The organism is Streptomyces xingningensis (genome assembly GCF_054957865.1).
The window spans coordinates 1-15,641 of record NZ_JBDJPF010000097.1 but is presented as its reverse complement, the minus strand read 5'-3'; the positions used below and the strand labels follow the sequence as shown (position 1 = coordinate 15,641).

General features: G+C 71.6%; 16 protein-coding genes. 5 read left to right on the top strand and 11 right to left on the bottom strand.

Going from position 1 to position 15,641, the window contains the following annotated elements; translation table 11 throughout:
- Window positions 1-205: 205 nt before the first annotated feature.
- From ABCR83_RS30800 to ABCR83_RS30780, 5 genes are all read right to left on the bottom strand, one after another.
- The gene (locus ABCR83_RS30800; RefSeq protein WP_462698542.1) at window positions 206-1,555 is read right to left on the bottom strand and encodes a class II 3-deoxy-7-phosphoheptulonate synthase; all 1,350 of its coding nucleotides are present in this window, start codon (window positions 1,553-1,555) and stop codon (window positions 206-208) included.
- 269 nt (window positions 1,556-1,824) lie between these two features.
- A complete protein-coding gene (locus tag ABCR83_RS30795) occupies window positions 1,825-2,856 on the bottom strand; it encodes a 6-phosphofructokinase (protein ID WP_462698541.1) in 1,032 nt (343 codons plus the stop codon).
- Window positions 2,857-2,899: 43 nt separating this feature from the next.
- Entirely contained in the window at window positions 2,900-3,547 is a 648-nt protein-coding gene (locus tag ABCR83_RS30790) for a response regulator (protein ID WP_462698540.1), read from the bottom strand.
- The gene (macS, locus tag ABCR83_RS30785; RefSeq protein WP_462698539.1) at window positions 3,547-4,728 is read right to left on the bottom strand and encodes a MacS family sensor histidine kinase; all 1,182 of its coding nucleotides are present in this window, start codon (window positions 4,726-4,728) and stop codon (window positions 3,547-3,549) included. The genes ABCR83_RS30790 and macS overlap by 1 nt, the downstream gene beginning before the upstream one ends.
- A 24-nt stretch (window positions 4,729-4,752) precedes the next feature.
- A complete protein-coding gene (locus ABCR83_RS30780; protein ID WP_462698537.1) occupies window positions 4,753-5,538 on the bottom strand; it encodes a lysophospholipid acyltransferase family protein in 786 nt (261 codons plus the stop codon).
- Window positions 5,539-5,647: 109 nt separating this feature from the next.
- Between ABCR83_RS30780 and ABCR83_RS30775 the strand changes: the two genes are divergently transcribed.
- From ABCR83_RS30775 to ABCR83_RS30760, 4 genes are all read left to right on the top strand, one after another.
- Window positions 5,648-6,415, top strand: coding sequence for an alpha/beta hydrolase (locus tag ABCR83_RS30775; RefSeq protein WP_462698536.1), 768 nt, complete (start codon window positions 5,648-5,650; stop codon window positions 6,413-6,415).
- Window positions 6,408-6,980 carry a hypothetical protein gene (locus ABCR83_RS30770; RefSeq protein WP_462698535.1) on the top strand — a complete coding sequence of 191 codons (573 nt, stop codon included), beginning with the start codon at window positions 6,408-6,410 and terminating at the stop codon, window positions 6,978-6,980. Before ABCR83_RS30775 ends, ABCR83_RS30770 begins: the two co-directional genes overlap by 8 nt.
- Before the next feature lie 162 nt (window positions 6,981-7,142).
- A complete protein-coding gene (locus ABCR83_RS30765; protein WP_462698534.1) occupies window positions 7,143-7,745 on the top strand; it encodes an RNA polymerase sigma factor in 603 nt (200 codons plus the stop codon).
- Window positions 7,738-8,673: a CU044_5270 family protein gene (locus ABCR83_RS30760; protein ID WP_462698533.1), complete on the top strand. Its 936-nt coding sequence runs from the start codon at window positions 7,738-7,740 to the stop codon at window positions 8,671-8,673. Before ABCR83_RS30765 ends, ABCR83_RS30760 begins: the two co-directional genes overlap by 8 nt.
- Window positions 8,674-8,700: 27 nt before the next feature.
- Here the strand turns inward: ABCR83_RS30760 and ABCR83_RS30755 are convergent, their stop codons facing one another.
- From ABCR83_RS30755 to ABCR83_RS30730, 6 genes are all read right to left on the bottom strand, one after another.
- Window positions 8,701-9,462 (bottom strand): endonuclease/exonuclease/phosphatase family protein, encoded by a 762-nt coding sequence (locus ABCR83_RS30755; protein WP_462698532.1) that lies wholly within the window; start codon window positions 9,460-9,462, stop codon window positions 8,701-8,703.
- A gap of 45 nt (window positions 9,463-9,507) precedes the next feature.
- Window positions 9,508-10,449, bottom strand: coding sequence for an ROK family glucokinase (locus ABCR83_RS30750; RefSeq protein ID WP_462698531.1), 942 nt, complete (start codon window positions 10,447-10,449; stop codon window positions 9,508-9,510).
- Between the two features lie 57 nt (window positions 10,450-10,506).
- Entirely contained in the window at window positions 10,507-10,929 is a 423-nt protein-coding gene (locus ABCR83_RS30745) for a DUF5304 domain-containing protein (protein ID WP_462698530.1), read from the bottom strand.
- A 56-nt stretch (window positions 10,930-10,985) separates the two neighbouring features.
- On the bottom strand, window positions 10,986-12,176 hold the full coding sequence (locus ABCR83_RS30740; RefSeq protein ID WP_462698529.1) for an ArsA family ATPase: 1,191 nt from the start codon (window positions 12,174-12,176) through the stop codon (window positions 10,986-10,988).
- A 21-nt stretch (window positions 12,177-12,197) separates the two neighbouring features.
- A complete protein-coding gene (locus ABCR83_RS30735; protein ID WP_462698528.1) occupies window positions 12,198-12,647 on the bottom strand; it encodes an SRPBCC family protein in 450 nt (149 codons plus the stop codon).
- 66 nt (window positions 12,648-12,713) lie between these two features.
- On the bottom strand, window positions 12,714-13,475 hold the full coding sequence (locus ABCR83_RS30730; RefSeq protein ID WP_462698527.1) for a metallophosphoesterase family protein: 762 nt from the start codon (window positions 13,473-13,475) through the stop codon (window positions 12,714-12,716).
- Window positions 13,476-13,740: 265 nt separating this feature from the next.
- On the opposite strand from ABCR83_RS30730, the gene ABCR83_RS30725 reads away from it, so the two are divergent.
- On the top strand, window positions 13,741-15,641 hold a 1,901-nt coding region (locus ABCR83_RS30725), incomplete at its 3' end, for an AMP-dependent synthetase/ligase (RefSeq protein WP_462698526.1).

Sequence of the window (15,641 nt, the reverse complement as noted above, 5' to 3'; positions counted from 1 at the left end):
TTTGGGGTTGGGGGTTTGGGTGGGGGGGTGGGGGGGTATCCGGGGTTGTACAATTGTGGGGTGGGGTTGGGGGGGGGGTTGCCGCCTGTGGCGGCCGTTTTTTTGGTGGGTGGCCTGCAGGGGGGCCCCCCCCGGGGGCACACCCCCGCGGGGGGGCAAAAAACCAAGAGCGGGCCCCCACGGCGCGCTTCGTCCCCGCCGGTCGCTACTGGTCCCGGTACATCTCCGCGACCAGGAACGCCAGGTCCAGCGACTGGCTGCGGTTGAGCCGGGGGTCACAGGCCGTCTCATAGCGCTGGTGCAGGTCGTCGACGAAGATCTCGTCGCCGCCGCCCACGCACTCCGTGACATCGTCGCCGGTCAGCTCCATATGGATGCCGCCCGGGTGGGTGCCCAGGCCCTTGTGGACCTCGAAGAAGCCCTTGACCTCGTCCAGCACATCGTCGAAGCGCCGGGTCTTGTGCCCCGAGGCCGCCTCGAAGGTGTTGCCGTGCATCGGGTCGCAGACCCAGGCGACCTGGGCGCCGGACGCCGTGACCTTCTCGACCAGCTCCGGGAGCCGGTCGCGCACCTTGTCGGCGCCCATGCGGGTGATGAAGGTCAGCCGTCCCGGCTCGCGCTCCGGGTCGAGCCGCTCGATGAGGGTGAGCGCCTCCTCCGGCGTGGTCGTCGGGCCGAGCTTGACCCCGACCGGGTTGCGGATCTTCGACGCGAACTCGATGTGCGCACCGTCCAGCTGCCGGGTGCGCTCACCGATCCACACCATGTGCCCCGACACGTCGTACAGCTCGCCGGTGCGCGAGTCGACCCGGGTCAGCGCGGACTCGTAGTCCAGGACCAGCGCCTCGTGCGAGGAGAAGAACTCGACCGTCCTGAACTCCTCCGGGTCCACCCCGCAGGCGTTCATGAAGTTCATCGCCCGGTCGATCTCCCGGGCCAGCGCCTCATAGCGCTGGCCGGACGGCGAGGAGCGCACAAAGTCCTGGTTCCAGGCGTGCACCTGGCGCAGGTCCGCATAGCCGCCGGTGGTGAAGGCCCGCACCAGGTTGAGCGTGGAGGCCGACGCCTGGTACATCCGCTTCAGCCGCTGCGGGTCCGGGGTACGGGCCTCCGGTGTGAAGGCGAAGCCATTGACGGAGTCGCCCCGGTAGGTCGGCAGGGTCACGCCGTCCCGGGTCTCGGTCGGCTTGGAGCGCGGCTTGCTGTACTGGCCGGCGATCCGGCCCACCTTCACCACCGGCACCGAACCGGCGTAGGTCAGCACCGCGCCCATCTGCAGCAGGGTCTTGAGCTTGTTGCGGATCTGCTCCGCGCTCACCGCGTCGAACGCCTCGGCGCAGTCGCCGCCCTGGAGCAGGAACGCCTCGCCACGGGCGACCGCTCCCAGACGCTCGCGCAGCTGATCGCACTCGCCGGCGAAGACGAGGGGCGGATAGGACTCGAGCTCGGCGATCACATCGCGCAGAGCCTCTTGGTCCGGCCAGTCGGGCTGCTGCGCCGCGGGAAGGGAGCGCCAGGTGTTGCCACCGGCGAGGAGTTCAGCGTTCACGGTCACGCCTCAACATTACGGGGTCTTGACGGCCGTTCGTCCGGCGGGCCGAAGTGTGAGACGGCACGTTCGCCATGCGGAGCGCCGGAATGTGGCAACGGCCGCCGCGGGGAGCGGCCTTCGGCGTCTTAGCGACCCGGCCGTTCCTCCCTCGCCCGGAAGGAACCCCAGCTGCCCGCCCTCGTGAGCGAGGCCGGGCTGCTGCCGGAGGTGTCGGTGCGCTGACGGAGGCGGCTGTGTCCCGGCCGCGCGGCCGGGACACGCTGCCCCGCCCCTCAGCCGAAGAACACCTTCACCTCCTCGTACCGCGCGGCCGGCACCGTCTTCAGCCGGGCCGTGGCCTCGCCCAGCGGCACCCGCACGATGTCCGTCCCGCGCAGGGCGACCATCGAGCCGAACGCCCCGTCCCGCACCGCGTCGATCGCATGCAGCCCAAACCGGCTGGCCAGCCAGCGGTCGAAGGCACTGGGCGTGCCGCCCCGCTGCACATGCCCCAGTACGGTGGTCCGCGCCTCCTTGCCGGTGCGGCGTTCGATCTCCTTGGCGAGCCACTCCCCGACCCCCGACAGCCGGACATGGCCGAAGGAGTCGAGCGCCCCGGCGTCCTTGAGCACCAGGTCGCCGTCCTTGGGCATGGCGCCCTCGGCGACGACCACGATCGGTGCGTAGCTGGACCGGAACCGGGAGGTGACCCACCCGCAGACCTCGTCGAGGTCGAAGCGCTGTTCGGGGATGAGGATGACGTTGGCGCCGCCGGCCAGGCCGGAGTGCAGGGCGATCCACCCCGCGTGCCGTCCCATGACCTCCACCACCAGGACCCGCATATGCGACTCGGCGGTGGTGTGCAGCCGGTCGATGGCCTCGGTGGCGATGCCGACGGCGGTGTCGAAGCCGAAGGTGTAGTCCGTGGCGGACAGGTCGTTGTCGATGGTCTTGGGAACGCCGACACAGGGGATGCCGTGTTCGGCGCAGAGCCGGGCGGCGACGCCGAGGGTGTCCTCGCCGCCGATGGCGATCAGGGCGTCGACCTCCTGCCGGCGCAGGTTCTCGCGGATCCGGCGGACGCCGTCCGGCTCCTTGAGCGGATTGGTCCGCGAGGAGCCGAGCATGGTGCCGCCCCGGGGCAGGATTCCCCGCACCGCCGGGATGTCGAGCCGTACCACCGCGCCCTGGAGCGGCCCGCGCCAGCCGTCCTTGAAGCCGGTGAAGTCATAGTCGTACTCCTGGACGCCCTTGCGGACGACGGCGCGGATGACCGCGTTGAGCCCGGGGCAGTCACCACCACCGGTCAGTACTCCGACCCGCATGACACCTTCCCTTCGCCGAGTACCGACGCCCGGCCGCGCAGGGTCAGGCGTCGTCGAGACCTCGCTCTATCGCGTAGCGCACGAGCTCCACGCGGTTGTGCAACTGGAGCTTGCCCAAGGTGTTCTGCACATGGTTCTGCACCGTGCGGTGGGAAATAACCAGCCGCTCGGCAATCTGCTTGTACGACAGGCCCTTTGCCACCAGACGCAGCACCTCGGTCTCCCGGTCGGTCAGCCGCGGGGCGTCCGGCCGGTCGGGGGCGGGGGCCGCGGCCAGCCTGCGGTACTCGCCGAGCACCAGCCCGGCCAGGCCGGGGGTGAAGACGGGGTCGCCGGCGGCCGTGCTGCGGACGGCGGCCAACAGCTCTTCCGGGCCGGCCGACTTGACCAGGTAGCCGGTCGCCCCGGACTTCACCGCCTCCAGGACGTCCTGGTGCTCACCGCTGGCGGAGAGCACCAGCACCCGCAGTGCGGGGTCCCGGGCCACCAGCTCCTGGCAGACGGCCACCCCGGGCAGGCCCGGCAGGTTGAGGTCCAGCACCAGCACCTCGGGGGCCGCGGCCTTGGCCCGGCGCACCGCCTGCGGGCCGTCGCCCGCCGTGGCGACCACCTCGAACCCGGCGGACACCAGGTCCCGCGCGACGGCGTCGCGCCACATCGGGTGGTCGTCGACCACCATCACCTTCACCATCAGCAACTCTTCCGTGGGACTCGCAGTTCGACTTCGGTGCCCTGCCCGGGCACCGAGCTCAGCTCGGCGCTGCCGCCCAGCTCGCGCAGCCTGCCACGGATCGACAGGGCGACCCCCAGGCGCCCCTCCCGTTCCGCGTCCGCCAGCCGCCCCTCGGCGATGCCGGGGCCGTCGTCCCGCACGGTGACGATGACCTCGTGCGGCTCGTCCTCCAGCAGGATCCAGGCCCGGGCGGCGGCGCCGGCGTGCTGCTCGACATTGTCCAGGGCGGCACCGACAGCGGCCGCCAGCTCCGCCGCCACCGCTGCCTCCAGCAGTACGGGGGTGCCGGGCATGGCCAGCGAGACGGCGGCCCCGGCCCGGGGGGCGAGGAGGGCACGCAGGTCACAGGGGCCCGCGGGCGGAACGGGTGCGCCCTGCGGGCCGGGTGGCGGTTCGGCGGTGCGCGGCGGCAGCAGGCCCCCGGCGACCAGGGTGCGCAGCGCTATCTCCTGTTCGCCCGCCATCCGGCCGAGCTCGGCGGCCTCGCCGCCGAGCTGGGCGCCGCGGCGCTGCACCATGGCCAGCACCTGCAGCACGCTGTCGTGGATGTCGCGGGCCAGCCGCTCGCGTTCCCGGGTCGCCGCCTCGATCCGCAGGGCCTGGGCGAGGGTGCGTTCGCTGATCCGCGTCACCTCGACGATGTAGCCGATGGCGATGCTGGCGACCCACACCAACAGCAGGTCGCGGACGGGCAGTTCCTCGCGCTCGACGACATTGGCGGCGACCACCAGCGTGGCGGCGACGGCCGCCCAGCGCCAGCCGCCCTTGAGCGCGCACCCCAGCGCCGCCCCCGACGTCCAGACCGCCGGCAGGGTGTGTGTGCCGTCCGCGATCCGGGCCGCGGTGTCCAGCACTCCGGTGAGCAGGATCCCGGCGAGCGCGATGCCGAGATCCACCAGCGGAAAGGTCCAGCTACAGCGTTCGGCGGAGGTGAACCGGTTCCAGGTCAGCAGGGTCCATAGGGTGAGTACGCCCATATAGAGCGCCGCGCCCAGCGGGTGGGCGTATTCGCGATGGTCGGGAATGAAGAGCGCGAGTACATAGCAGAGCGTCACCAGCCGAAAGCCGGTGAGCGCGCGCCACAAGGGCAGCTCCACCGACATGCGTACTCGGCGTGGACGCCCGGCGTGCGGTGCCATCCCCCCGTTCCCCCGGTGTTCCGCTCAGCCCTTGCGCCGCCACTTCCGGTGGGGTTCTTCGTCCACGAGTCCGGCGGCCTTCGCCGCCTCCTTCTCGTCCTTCTCCTCCTGCGCCTTGCGCTTCGCCTCCTCGGCGATCTGGCGCTTGGCGGCCGTCGCGTAGATGTCCACGTACTCCTGGCCGGAGAGCTTCATGATCTCGTACATGACCTCGTCGGTCACCGAGCGCAGGATGAAGCGGTCGCCGTCCATGCCGTGGTAGCGGCTGAAGTCCAGCGGCTTGCCGATGCGGATGCCCGGGCGCATCAGCTTGGGCATCACCTTGCCGGGCGGCTGGATCTTCTCGGTGTCGATCATCGCGACCGGGATCACCGGTGCCTCCGAGGCCAGCGCCATCCTGGCCAGACCGCCCGGCTTGCCGCGGTAGAGGCGGCCGTCCGGGGAGCGGGTGCCCTCCGGGTAGATGCCGAACAGCTCACCGCGCTCCAGCACCTCGATGCCCGCCTTGATCGCCGCCTCGCCCGCGCCGCGCGCGCCCGAGCGGTCGACCGGGAGCTGGCCGACGCCCTTGAAGAAGGCGGCCGTCAGCTTCCCCTTGACTCCCGGGGAGGTGAAGTATTCCTGCTTGGCGATAAAGGTGATCTTGCGGTCCAGGACCGCCGGGAGGAAGAAGGAGTCCGAGAAGGACAGGTGGTTGCTCGCGAGGATCGCCGGACCCTCGGCGGGGATGTTCTCCAAGCCCTCCACCCACGGCCGGAAGGCAAGCTTCAGCGACCCGCCGATGGACAGCTTCATAGCGCCGTAGAACAACCGAGAACCTCCTGTAGTGACGAGGAGACCTTAACCTGCCTACCCGCCGTGCGGCGCTCCGCGTAGGCTGAGGGACAGCCCTGCACATCCCCATCGATCGGAGATCCCGGTGCCGCTCCTCCCCGGTGCCGAGCCGTTCCGCCATGACGGCGGAGAGGTCGGCGTCCTTGTGTGCCACGGCTTCACCGGTTCCCCGCAGTCCGTCCGGCCCTGGGCCGATTATCTCGCGGAGCGCGGTCTCACCATCTCGCTGCCCCTGCTGCCCGGCCATGGCACCCGCTGGCAGGACATGCAGATCACCGGCTGGCAGGACTGGTACGCCGAGGTCGACCGCGAGCTGTGGTCCCTGCGGGAACGCTGTTCCCAGGTGTTTGTGTGCGGCTTGTCGATGGGCGGCGCGCTCGCCCTGCGGCTGGCGGCCAAGCACGGGGAGGCCGTGTCCGGTGTCGCCGTCGTCAACCCGGCCAACAAGGTGCACGGGATCGGCGCCCGGGCGCTGCCGGTGCTGCGCCACCTGGTCCGTACCACCAAGGGCATCACCAGCGACATCGCCAAGGAGGGGGTGGCGGAGGTCGGTTACGACCGGGTGCCGCTGCACGCCGCGCACTCCTTCCGCCGTTTCCTGCAGCTGGTGGACGGCGAACTGCCCCGGGTCACCCAGCCGTTGCTGCTGATGCACAGCCCGCAGGACCATGTGGTGCCGCCGGCCGACTCGGCGCGCATCCTGGCCCGGGTCTCCTCCACCGATGTCACCGAGCGGCTGCTGGAGCGCAGCCACCATGTGGCGACCCTGGACCACGACGCCGGGGCGATCTTCGAGGACAGCCACACCTTCATCGGCCGACTCGCCAAGCAGGGGACGGTTCCCCGTGGCTGAGCGCGACGCGGACCGCGATCGCGACGAGGGCAAGGACCCGCTGGACGAGGACGCGGCCTGGGCGGAACTGGTCGCGGCCTATGGCGAGCAGCCCGATCCGGAGAAGGGCCGCTGGCCCGCGTCCGGCGAGGAGACCGCCGAGCCGGCCGCACCGGCGGCGGAGCCGGAAGCCGAAGCCGCGGCGGCAGCGGAACCGCAGCCCGAGGTGCCCGTGAAGCCCGAACCCCCGGAGCGCCCGGGCGGTTTCATCGTCTACGCCCCGGGGGTCGGCCCCCGCGACTGGACGGCCGCCGAGCCCTCCGAGGGCGATGTGGACGAGGGGCACTTCGTGCCGCCGGAGCCGCCGCCGCTGCCGACCGGCGATGTCACCTCGCGGTTCGCCTGGATCGCCGTGCTCGGCGGCCCGCTGCTGCTGCTCATCATGGTGCTGCTGCGGCAGGAGTTGACGTGGTGGATCACCACCCTGGGCGTCGGCGGCTTCCTCGGCGGCTTCGCCACCCTCGTCCTGCGCCTGAAGGACAACGACGAGGACGACGACGACCCGGGGCGCGGCGCGGTCGTCTGATCCAGGGGTGATCTGTCCCAGCCCGTCCGGAGTGTCCTGCTCCGGGCGGGCTTTTCGCTGTCCGAATCTGTCATGTTCAGGGAACTCATTTGGGGCGAGCGGCGAAATAGAGGTGAACGCTGTCCGATTCCACCGGCGTTCACCCGAACGAGAGGAGCCCCGATGACCGTCGAACCGGGCGTCAGAACCGAGTCCGACGCCTCGGTGATCGCACGGTCCCAGGACGAGCCCGGGGCCTTCGCCGCGCTCTTCGACCGCCATGCCGACGCCGTGCACCGCTATGCCGCACGGCGGCTGGGAACGGAGGTGGCGGAAGACCTGATGGCCGAGACCTTCGCCACCGCCTTCCGGCTGCGCCACCACTATGACGTCGATCGCGCCGACGCCCGCCCCTGGCTGTTCGGCATCGCGACCAACCTCATCCGGCGGCACCGCCGTTCCGAGGCCCGCCGCTTCAAGGCGCTCGCCGCGGTACCGGCCCCGGTCGAACACGAGGAGGGCATCGCGGACCAGGTGGCCGCCCGGGCCAGCGCCCAGGGCGTACGCGCGGAACTGGCCGCCGCACTGACCCGGCTCTCGGCCCGGCACCGCGATGTCCTGCTGCTGGTGGCCTGGGCCGACCTCGGCTACGAGGAGGTCGCGCAGGCCCTGGGAGTCCCCATCGGGACGGTCCGGTCGCGTCTGCACCGGGCCCGCAGAACCTTGCGCGAGGCGCTGGGCGGCAGTGACCCCACAGCTTTCCGAGAGGCAGGCAACGATGCATGAGCTCGACCAACTGCGCGGGTGGGACGCCGGGGCGGCTCCGCTCACCGACGAGGCCCGGAACCGGGGCCGGATACGGCTGTTCGCCGCGATGAACGGCAGCACGCCGGTGAAGCCGGTGCGCGGCCTCCGGCCCGGGCTCGCCCTGGCGGGCGTACTCGTCGTGGCCGTGACCGCCACGCTGCTGGTGGGGCCGGGCGACGAGCGGCCGTCCAAGGACCTGGACCACGTCAGCGCCGGCACGGTGCTCCATGGCGCGGCGGCGCAGGAGCGTGAGCACGGTCCCCGACTGGCGCCGCGCCGCGATCAGTTCATCTATACGAAGACGGTCGTGATCTATACAGCGAAGGATCAGACGCGGCATGTCGAGGAGTTCTGGCGCCCGGTCGATCCGCGCAACAAGCTTGGATGGGGCTACAGCGACGGCGTCGGTCCATGGACCTCGGCGCAGTCCGCCATACCGGGCGATTCACCATCCGAGGACTGGGCGGACTTGAAGAAGCTGCCCACCGGCCCGGACAGCCTCCTGGCCACCATGCGGAACCAGCACTCGTTCGGCGCCGAGCAGACCCTGAAAAAGGCCGAATGGGGCTCGATCTACTCCGACCTCACCTCGCTGCTGCGGCAGGTACCGGTCATGCCGGAAGGGCTCCGGCCCGCCGTGTACGAGGCCATGTCCAGGATCCCCGGAGTGAAGGCGACGCGTGGGGTCAAGGACCTCCGAGGCCGTGCGGGTGTGGCGGTCTTCTTCCCCGGGGCCAAAGAAGTCTGGGACGAATTCCCAGTGCCGAAGGGAACCTTCCTCTTCGACGAGAAGACTCACGACTACCTGGGCGATTGCGACGAATGGGAGGGCCGGCGCTGCGTCGCAGGCTCCTACCTGGACGCCTACGCCGTCACCGACAAGGCCAAGCAGCGCCCCCGGAGTTAGGGGGTGTCCGATGGGTCGGTGCGGGCCCTAGGACACCGGCACCCTGAGGGCCGCCAGCACCGGAAGGTGATCCGTGGCGGCCCTCAGGTCGTGCTCCGCCACCCCCGGCAGCCCCATCGGCACCCCGCACCCCAGTACCTCCACGCCCTCCGTGGCGAAGACCGCGTCAATGCGCTGCAGCGGATCGTCCAGCCGCGTGGTGTGCTCGCGCCCCCACGGCTTGGTGGCCCAGCCGTCCTGGAGGGCATCCGCGAGGAGGCCGAAAGTGCGGCCGTCGGGGCGGTCGTTGAGGTCACCGGCCACCATGGCGTGCGGTACGTCCATCGAGGCGAGCTTGTCCAGCAACAGCCGCCCCTGGACGTACCGTTCGCCCGGGTCGATACTCAAGTGGCAGCTGATGACGCCCAGTTCGGCCCGCCCGAAGCGGAGCACGGCGGTGGCCAGGCCGCGTTGGTGCAGTCCGGGGGTGCGGGGCAGCAGCAGATCGTCGGTGCGCTCCACATGGGCGCGGAGCGAGGAGAGGATCATCGGGCCGGAGGCGGTGGCCCCGCCCGTGACATACACCAGCCCGGACAGCCGGGCGAGGCGGGCCGCGGCCTTGCGCCAGCGGAAGAAGCGGGGCGCCTCCTGGACGCAGACGACATCGGGCGCGCAGGCCTGGATGACCCGGGCCAGCGCGCCGACATCGTCACGCATGGAGCGGATGTTGTAGCTGAGTACGCGGATGACGGCGGAGCCGTCGGCTTCGGTACGGGAGGCGGGGAGGTCCGTCAGCTGGGTGAGGTTCACGGGCTGATCTTTCCCCAAGCCCGCCGCCTTCCCACGACCGGGGTGTCAGCCCTGCCGGGCCAGGTCCGCCGCGCCGACCAGCCCGGCCTTGCCGCCCAGCTGCGCGGCCAGCACCTGGGCGTGCGGCCGCCACTGCCCGCCGACCAGCCAGCGGCGGAAGGACTTGCGGATCGGTTCCAGGACCAGGTCGCCCTCGTCGGAGACGCCGCCGCCGATGATGAACGCCGAGGGGTCGAAGAGCGAGGCCAGGTCGGCCAGGCCCGCGCCCGCCCAGCGGGCCAGCTCGCGGAACGAGTCGATGGCCACCGGGTCGCCCTGCCGGGCGGCGTCGCTGATGTGCTTGCCCTCGATGCCGTCGGGGGTGCCGTCGCCCAGGCCGAGCAGGATGCTCGCGTGCTCCGGGGTGGCCTGCGCCCGCTGCCTGGCGTAGCGGACCAGGGCGCGGCCGGAGGCGTACTGCTCCCAGCAGCCCTGGCTGCCGCAGCCGCACAGCAGGCCGTCGGGAACGACCCGGATGTGGCCGAACTCGGCGGCGACGCCGAAGCGGCCGCGGCGCAGCTTGTTGCCGATGATGATGCCGCCGCCGAGGCCGGTGCCCAGGGTGATGCAGATGACGTCGTCATGGCCCTGGCCGGCGCCGAAGCGGTACTCGCCCCAGGCGGCGGCGTTGGCGTCGTTCTCGACCACGACCGGGAGGCCGACGCGCTGTTCGACCTTGTCCTTGAGCGCCTCGTGCCGCCAGTTGATGTTGGGGGCGAACAGGACGGTGGCCCGCTTGTCGTCCACATAGCCGGCGGCGCCGATGCCGACGGCGTCGACGTCATGGTCGGCGCTGACCGTGCGTACCGCGTCGGCGATGGCGTCGACCACGCCCTCGGGGGTGTCCGGGGTCGGCACCTTGCATGTCGCGAGGATCGAACCCTCTTCGTCGACCACGCCGGCCGCGATCTTCGTGCCGCCGATGTCGACGCCGATGGTGAGTCCCATGTGTCCCTCAGTTGTTTCGCTCAAACCCCACAAACACAGCCACGACCACCGTACAGGTCAGTCGAGGTCGATGTGTTCGGTGCCGGTTCCTTCGTCGCCCGGCCCGGGCCGGGTGCCCGGCCGCGGGCTGTTGTCGGCCGCGCCCCGGGTCCAGCGCTGCTCCTGGCCGCGGACCGCCGCGCGGTAGGCGGCGAGCAACTCGGAGCCGGCCGAGGCGAGGTGGTCGAAGACGTCCGGGTTGCGCTCGATGACCGGCTCGACGGCGGCCTTGGCCTGGTTGATGAGGTGCTCGGCCGCGCCCGCGAAGGGGAGCCCGAGGTCGGAGACCTTGTCGGCGACGGCGTCCACCAGCCTGCGCAGTTCCTCGGCGGCGCTGCCGGGCTGCGGTCCGTACTCCTCGCGGCGGCGGGCCCGTTCGGCGGCGAGGTCCTCGGCACAGGCCTGTTCCCAGGCGTCCGGGGCGGGCTTCCTGTCACTCATGGCGAACTCCTGGGGCTGGACTTTCCTTCGACGTTACCCGACGGGGGTGGCGCCGTTCAGGGTGTCCGCGGCCACAGAGCGGGGTCGGGCACGAAGCGCACGCACAGCGCTCCGTCGCGCAGTCCGGCGCCGGCCACGGTGCAGCGGCGCAGCGCGGACGGCAGGGGCAGTATGCGGCGGAACGGGCCGACCGCGACGATGAGTTCATCGCCGCGGCGCACCAGGCCGAGTCCGTCGCGGTCGGCGCCGGGCAGCGGGATCCGCCAGATCAGCAGGGAGTCGGTGGCGAGGCGGTCCTCGATGCTCCAGGGCTCGGGGGCGATGGGGTGCTCGAGGTGGGCGGGCAGCAGCTCGGTGAGGTCGGCGGGGCCGCGCGGGGCGCGGCCGAGGTGGGGTATCGCGGTGACGGGGAGGCCGTGGAACTCCTCGCGCAGCGCCTTGTGGGCGATCTGCTGTTCCGCCGCGAGAGCGGCCAGCCAGGGGTCGGTGGAGCCGTCCGGCAGCAGCCGGTTGGCTATCAGGCCGTCGATGCGGCAGCCCTGGAGGGCGAGTCCGGCGCGGGCGGTGCGCAGCGCCTCGGTGACCGGCGGGCCGGGTTCGGCGACCAGGCGCACGGTGGTGGTGTCCGCCTCGACCAGGTCCTGTACGGCGGCGAGTTCGGCGTCCCAGCGTTCGGCGGTCTCATAGAGCCGCTGGGCGGGCAGCGGAACTCCGGCCAGCTGGGCGAGCATCGGGCGCAGCGCGCGGGCGGCCTGTCGCTCGGGGGGCAGCAGCCGGCGGAGGTAGCGGCGCAGCTGCTCGGGCAGGGCGAGCAGCCGTACGGTCTCCTGGACCGGCGGCAGGTCGACGACCAGCAGGTCCGGCGCCGAGCCGGCGGCGGTGCGCAGGGCGGCGAGGATCGCCAGGGGTTCGGCGCCGGGGAGTTCGGTGAGCTCCTCGGGGTCGAGGGGGGTGGCGCCGAGGAGGTCGAAGAGGGAGGCGCCGCGGTCCTGGAGGTCGCGGGCGAGGGTGGTGAAGTGCTCGCCCGCGGCGATGCGGGCGGCCCGGAGTCCGGGGGCCGCTTCGATGGGTGCGGTTCCCTCCCCGGCGGCCGGCAGGGTGGTGCCGAGCAGGGCGTCGGGGGTGGGGCCGCGGTCGCTGGTGAGCAGCAGGACGCGCTGTCCCTGCCGGGACGCGGCCAGGGCGGTGGCCGCCGCGGCGGTGGTGCGGCCCGCGCCGCCGGGACCGGTGACGAGGACCGTACGCAAGGGGGAGCCTCCGGCAGTGGGTCAGGACTTCACGATGGCTTCGACGCGCTCCTTGAGCCCGGTCAGGGCGCGGTCGATGATGACCTTCTCGGCCTTGCGCTTGATCATTCCGAGCATGGGGATCTTCACGTCGACGGTGAGCTGGTAGGTCACTTCGGTGTGCCGGCCGTCGCCGAGGGGCCGCAGGCGGTAGGAGCCGTCGAGCTGGCGCAGCATCTGGGACTTGACCAGTGACCAGCTCACCACATGGTCGGCAGGCCAGGTGTAGGCCAGGGTGTGGTCGTCCTTGATGGCGCCCGCGTCGAGGACCAGGCGGACCTTGGCCGCGCGGCCCTGTTCGTCCTTCTCCAGGACCTCGGCCTGCTTGACCTCGCCGGTCCAGACCGCGTAGTTGTCGAAGTCGGCGATCACCGCCATGACCTCGGCGGGGCTCGCCTCGATCGTAATGCTCGAGCTGGTGTGTTCCGCCATCTCCGTGGCTCCTCCGTACCGGTCCGCCGCCTGTGTCTGCCGGTGAAGGCTACCTCGCGCCGCGCGTCACCACTCCAGTGCCCAGGGGATACCGGTCGAGGCGAAGTGTCCGACGTTGACGCATTCGGTCGCGCCGACGCGCATCCGGCGGGCGAGGGGCTGATGGACGTGGCCGAAGAGCGCGTATCGGGGGCGGGTGGTGCGGATCGTCTCCAGCAGGGCGGTGCTGCCGCGTTCGAAGCGGCGGGCGATGGTGTCGTAGCAGAGTTCGGGCACGTCGGGCGGGATGTGGGAGCAGAGCACATCGACCGGGCCAAGGGCGGCGATCTTGGCGGCATAGGTCTCGTCGTCGATCTCGTAGGGGGTGCGCATGGGCGATCTCAGGCCACCGCCGACGAAGCCGAAAACCAGCCCGCCGATCTCGGTGCGTTCGCCGTCCAGCACGGTGGTGCCGGGGCGGGCGTATTCGGGCCAGAGGTGGGGGATGTCGACGTTCCCGTAGGTGGCGTAGGTGGGGGTGGGGAAGGCGGCGAAGAGCTCGGCGTACTGCTTGCGGACGGCCTGCTCGATGGCGGAGTCCCGGTCGACGCCCGCCCACAGTCCGCGGGCCAGCTCGCGGGCCTCCGCGAAGCGGCGGGCGGTGCGCAGTTCGACGATGCGGTCGGCGTTCTCGCTCCCGAAGAGCTCGGGGAAGATGCCGCGCGAGTGGTCGGCGTAGTCGAGGAAGAGGATGAGGTCGCCCAGGCACACCAGGGCGTCCGCACCGTCGCCCGCCCGGGCGAGGCCCTGGGCGTTGCCGTGTACATCGCTGACCACATGCACTCGCATGAGCGCCACCCTAGGTGCTGGTCCGGGCCTTCGGAAGGGCCCTCACCTGCGGTTACTTCCGGGTCACCGAAGGGAGGGGCTAGGGTGCCCAGAGCGGTTCCGTGGCATGTGACGCAGAGAACATCTGGGCGTGACCCTCTATTCGAAAGCCATACTGGTGGGTAACGTCCGGGCAGCCAATTCACCTTGCCTGATCATGGACCGCAGCCGACGCAGCGCCCCTCGACGACGCGGCGGCGCCGGCGCCCGACGAGGAGCAGCAGTCTTGCGCGAGTTCAGCCTTCCGGCCCTTTACGAGGTCCCCGCCGACGGAAACCTGACGGATCTCATCCGCCGGAACGCCGCGCTCCACCCCGATGTCGTGGTGATAGGGCGCAAGGTCGACGGCCGCTGGCGGGACGTCACCGCGGCGGGCTTCCTCGCCGAGGTGCGCGCCGCCGCCAAGGGGCTGATGGCCTCGGGTATCCGGCCCGGCGACCGGGTGGGCCTGCTGTCCCGGACGCGCTACGAGTGGGCGCTGCTGGACTTCGCCATCTGGAGTGCGGGCGCGGTCACCGTGCCGGTCTACGAGACCAGTTCACCCGAGCAGATCCAGTGGATCCTCGGCGACTCGGGGGCCGTGGCCTGCCTGGTGGAGACCCCGGCGCACGAGGCGGCGGTCGAGTCCGTGCGGGAGCGCCTCCCGGAGCTCGAGCAGGTCTGGCGGATCGAGGGCGCCGCCGACGGTGCGGTGGAGCGGCTGCGGGCCGCCGGGGAGTCCCTGTCCGACGAGGCGGTGGACGAGCGCAGTTCGCTGGCCGACGCGGACTCCCCCGCGACGATCGTCTACACCTCGGGCACCACCGGCCGCCCCAAGGGCTGTGTGCTCACCCACCGCAGCTTCTTCGCGGAGTGCGGCAACGCGGTGGAGCGGCTCAAGCCGCTGTTCCGCACCGGCGACTCTTCCGTCCTGCTGTTCCTGCCCGCCGCGCATGTCTTCGGGCGGCTGGTGGAGGTGGCCGCGCTGATGGCCCCGATCCGGCTGGGCATGGTCGGCGACATCAAGCACCTCACCGAGGACCTCGCCGGTTTCCGGCCGACGCTGATGCTGGGCGTGCCACGGGTCTTCGAGAAGGTCTACAACGGCGCCCGGGCCAAGGCGCAGGCGGACGGCAAGGGCAGGATCTTCGACCGGGCGGCGGACACCGCGATCGCCTACAGCCGGGCCCTGGACACCCCGGCGGGCCCGTCCTTCGGCCTGAAGCTCAAGCACAAGGTCTTCGACCGGCTGGTCTACGGCAAGCTGCGCGAGGTGCTGGGGGGCAGGGCCACCCATGCGATCTCCGGCGGTGCGCCGCTGGGCGAGCGGCTGGGCCACTTCTACCGGGGCATCGGGTTCACGGTCCTGGAGGGGTACGGCCTGACGGAGTCGTGCGCCGCGACCGCCTTCAACCCCTGGGACCGGCCGAAGATCGGCACCGTGGGCCAGCCGATGCCGGGTTCGGTGATCCGGATCGCGGACGACGGCGAGGTGCTGCTGCACGGCGAGCACCTGTTCACCGGCTACTGGAACAACGAGGCGGCGACGGCCGAGGCGCTCGCGGACGGCTGGTTCCACACCGGTGACCTGGGCACCCTCGACGAGGAGGGGTTCCTCACCATCACCGGCCGGAAGAAGGAGATCATCGTCACCGCGGGTGGCAAGAACGTCGCCCCGGCGGTGATCGAGGACCGCATCCGGGCGCATGCGCTGGTCGCCGAGTGCATGGTCGTCGGTGACGGCCGGCCGTTCGTCGGTGCGCTGGTCACGATCGACGAGGACTTCCTGCCGCGCTGGCTGGCCGACCACGGCAAGCCGGCCGGGCTGACGGCGGCCGAACTGGCCGATGACGCGGAGCTGCTGGCCGATGTGCAGAAGGCCGTCGACGACGGGAACGCGGCGGTCTCCAAGGCGGAGTCGGTGCGCAAGTTCCGCATCCTGCCGAATCAGTTCACGGAGGCGTCGGGGCATGTGACGCCGTCGCTCAAGCTGAAGCGGAATGTGGTGGCGAAGGACTTCGCGCACGAGATCGAGGCGATCTACCAGCGGTGGGGGGGGGGGGGCCCCGGCCCCGGGGGCGCCCCCCCCAACACCCCCCCCCCCCCCCCCCCCCCCCCCCACCCCCCCCCCCCCCCCCCCCCCCCCCC

Coding starts and splice junctions, on each gene's coding strand:
- ABCR83_RS30795 (WP_462698541.1), bottom strand. CDS start 2,856: ATGCGGGTCGGAGTACTGACCGGTGGTGGTGACTGCCCCGGGCTCAAC.
- ABCR83_RS30790 (WP_462698540.1), bottom strand. CDS start 3,547: ATGGTGAAGGTGATGGTGGTCGACGACCACCCGATGTGGCGCGACGCC.
- macS (WP_462698539.1), bottom strand. CDS start 4,728: ATGGCACCGCACGCCGGGCGTCCACGCCGAGTACGCATGTCGGTGGAG.
- ABCR83_RS30765 (WP_462698534.1), top strand. CDS start 7,143: ATGACCGTCGAACCGGGCGTCAGAACCGAGTCCGACGCCTCGGTGATC.
- ABCR83_RS30760 (WP_462698533.1), top strand. CDS start 7,738: ATGCATGAGCTCGACCAACTGCGCGGGTGGGACGCCGGGGCGGCTCCG.
- ABCR83_RS30750 (WP_462698531.1), bottom strand. CDS start 10,449: ATGGGACTCACCATCGGCGTCGACATCGGCGGCACGAAGATCGCGGCC.
- ABCR83_RS30745 (WP_462698530.1), bottom strand. CDS start 10,929: ATGAGTGACAGGAAGCCCGCCCCGGACGCCTGGGAACAGGCCTGTGCC.
- ABCR83_RS30735 (WP_462698528.1), bottom strand. CDS start 12,647: ATGGCGGAACACACCAGCTCGAGCATTACGATCGAGGCGAGCCCCGCC.
- ABCR83_RS30730 (WP_462698527.1), bottom strand. CDS start 13,475: ATGCGAGTGCATGTGGTCAGCGATGTACACGGCAACGCCCAGGGCCTC.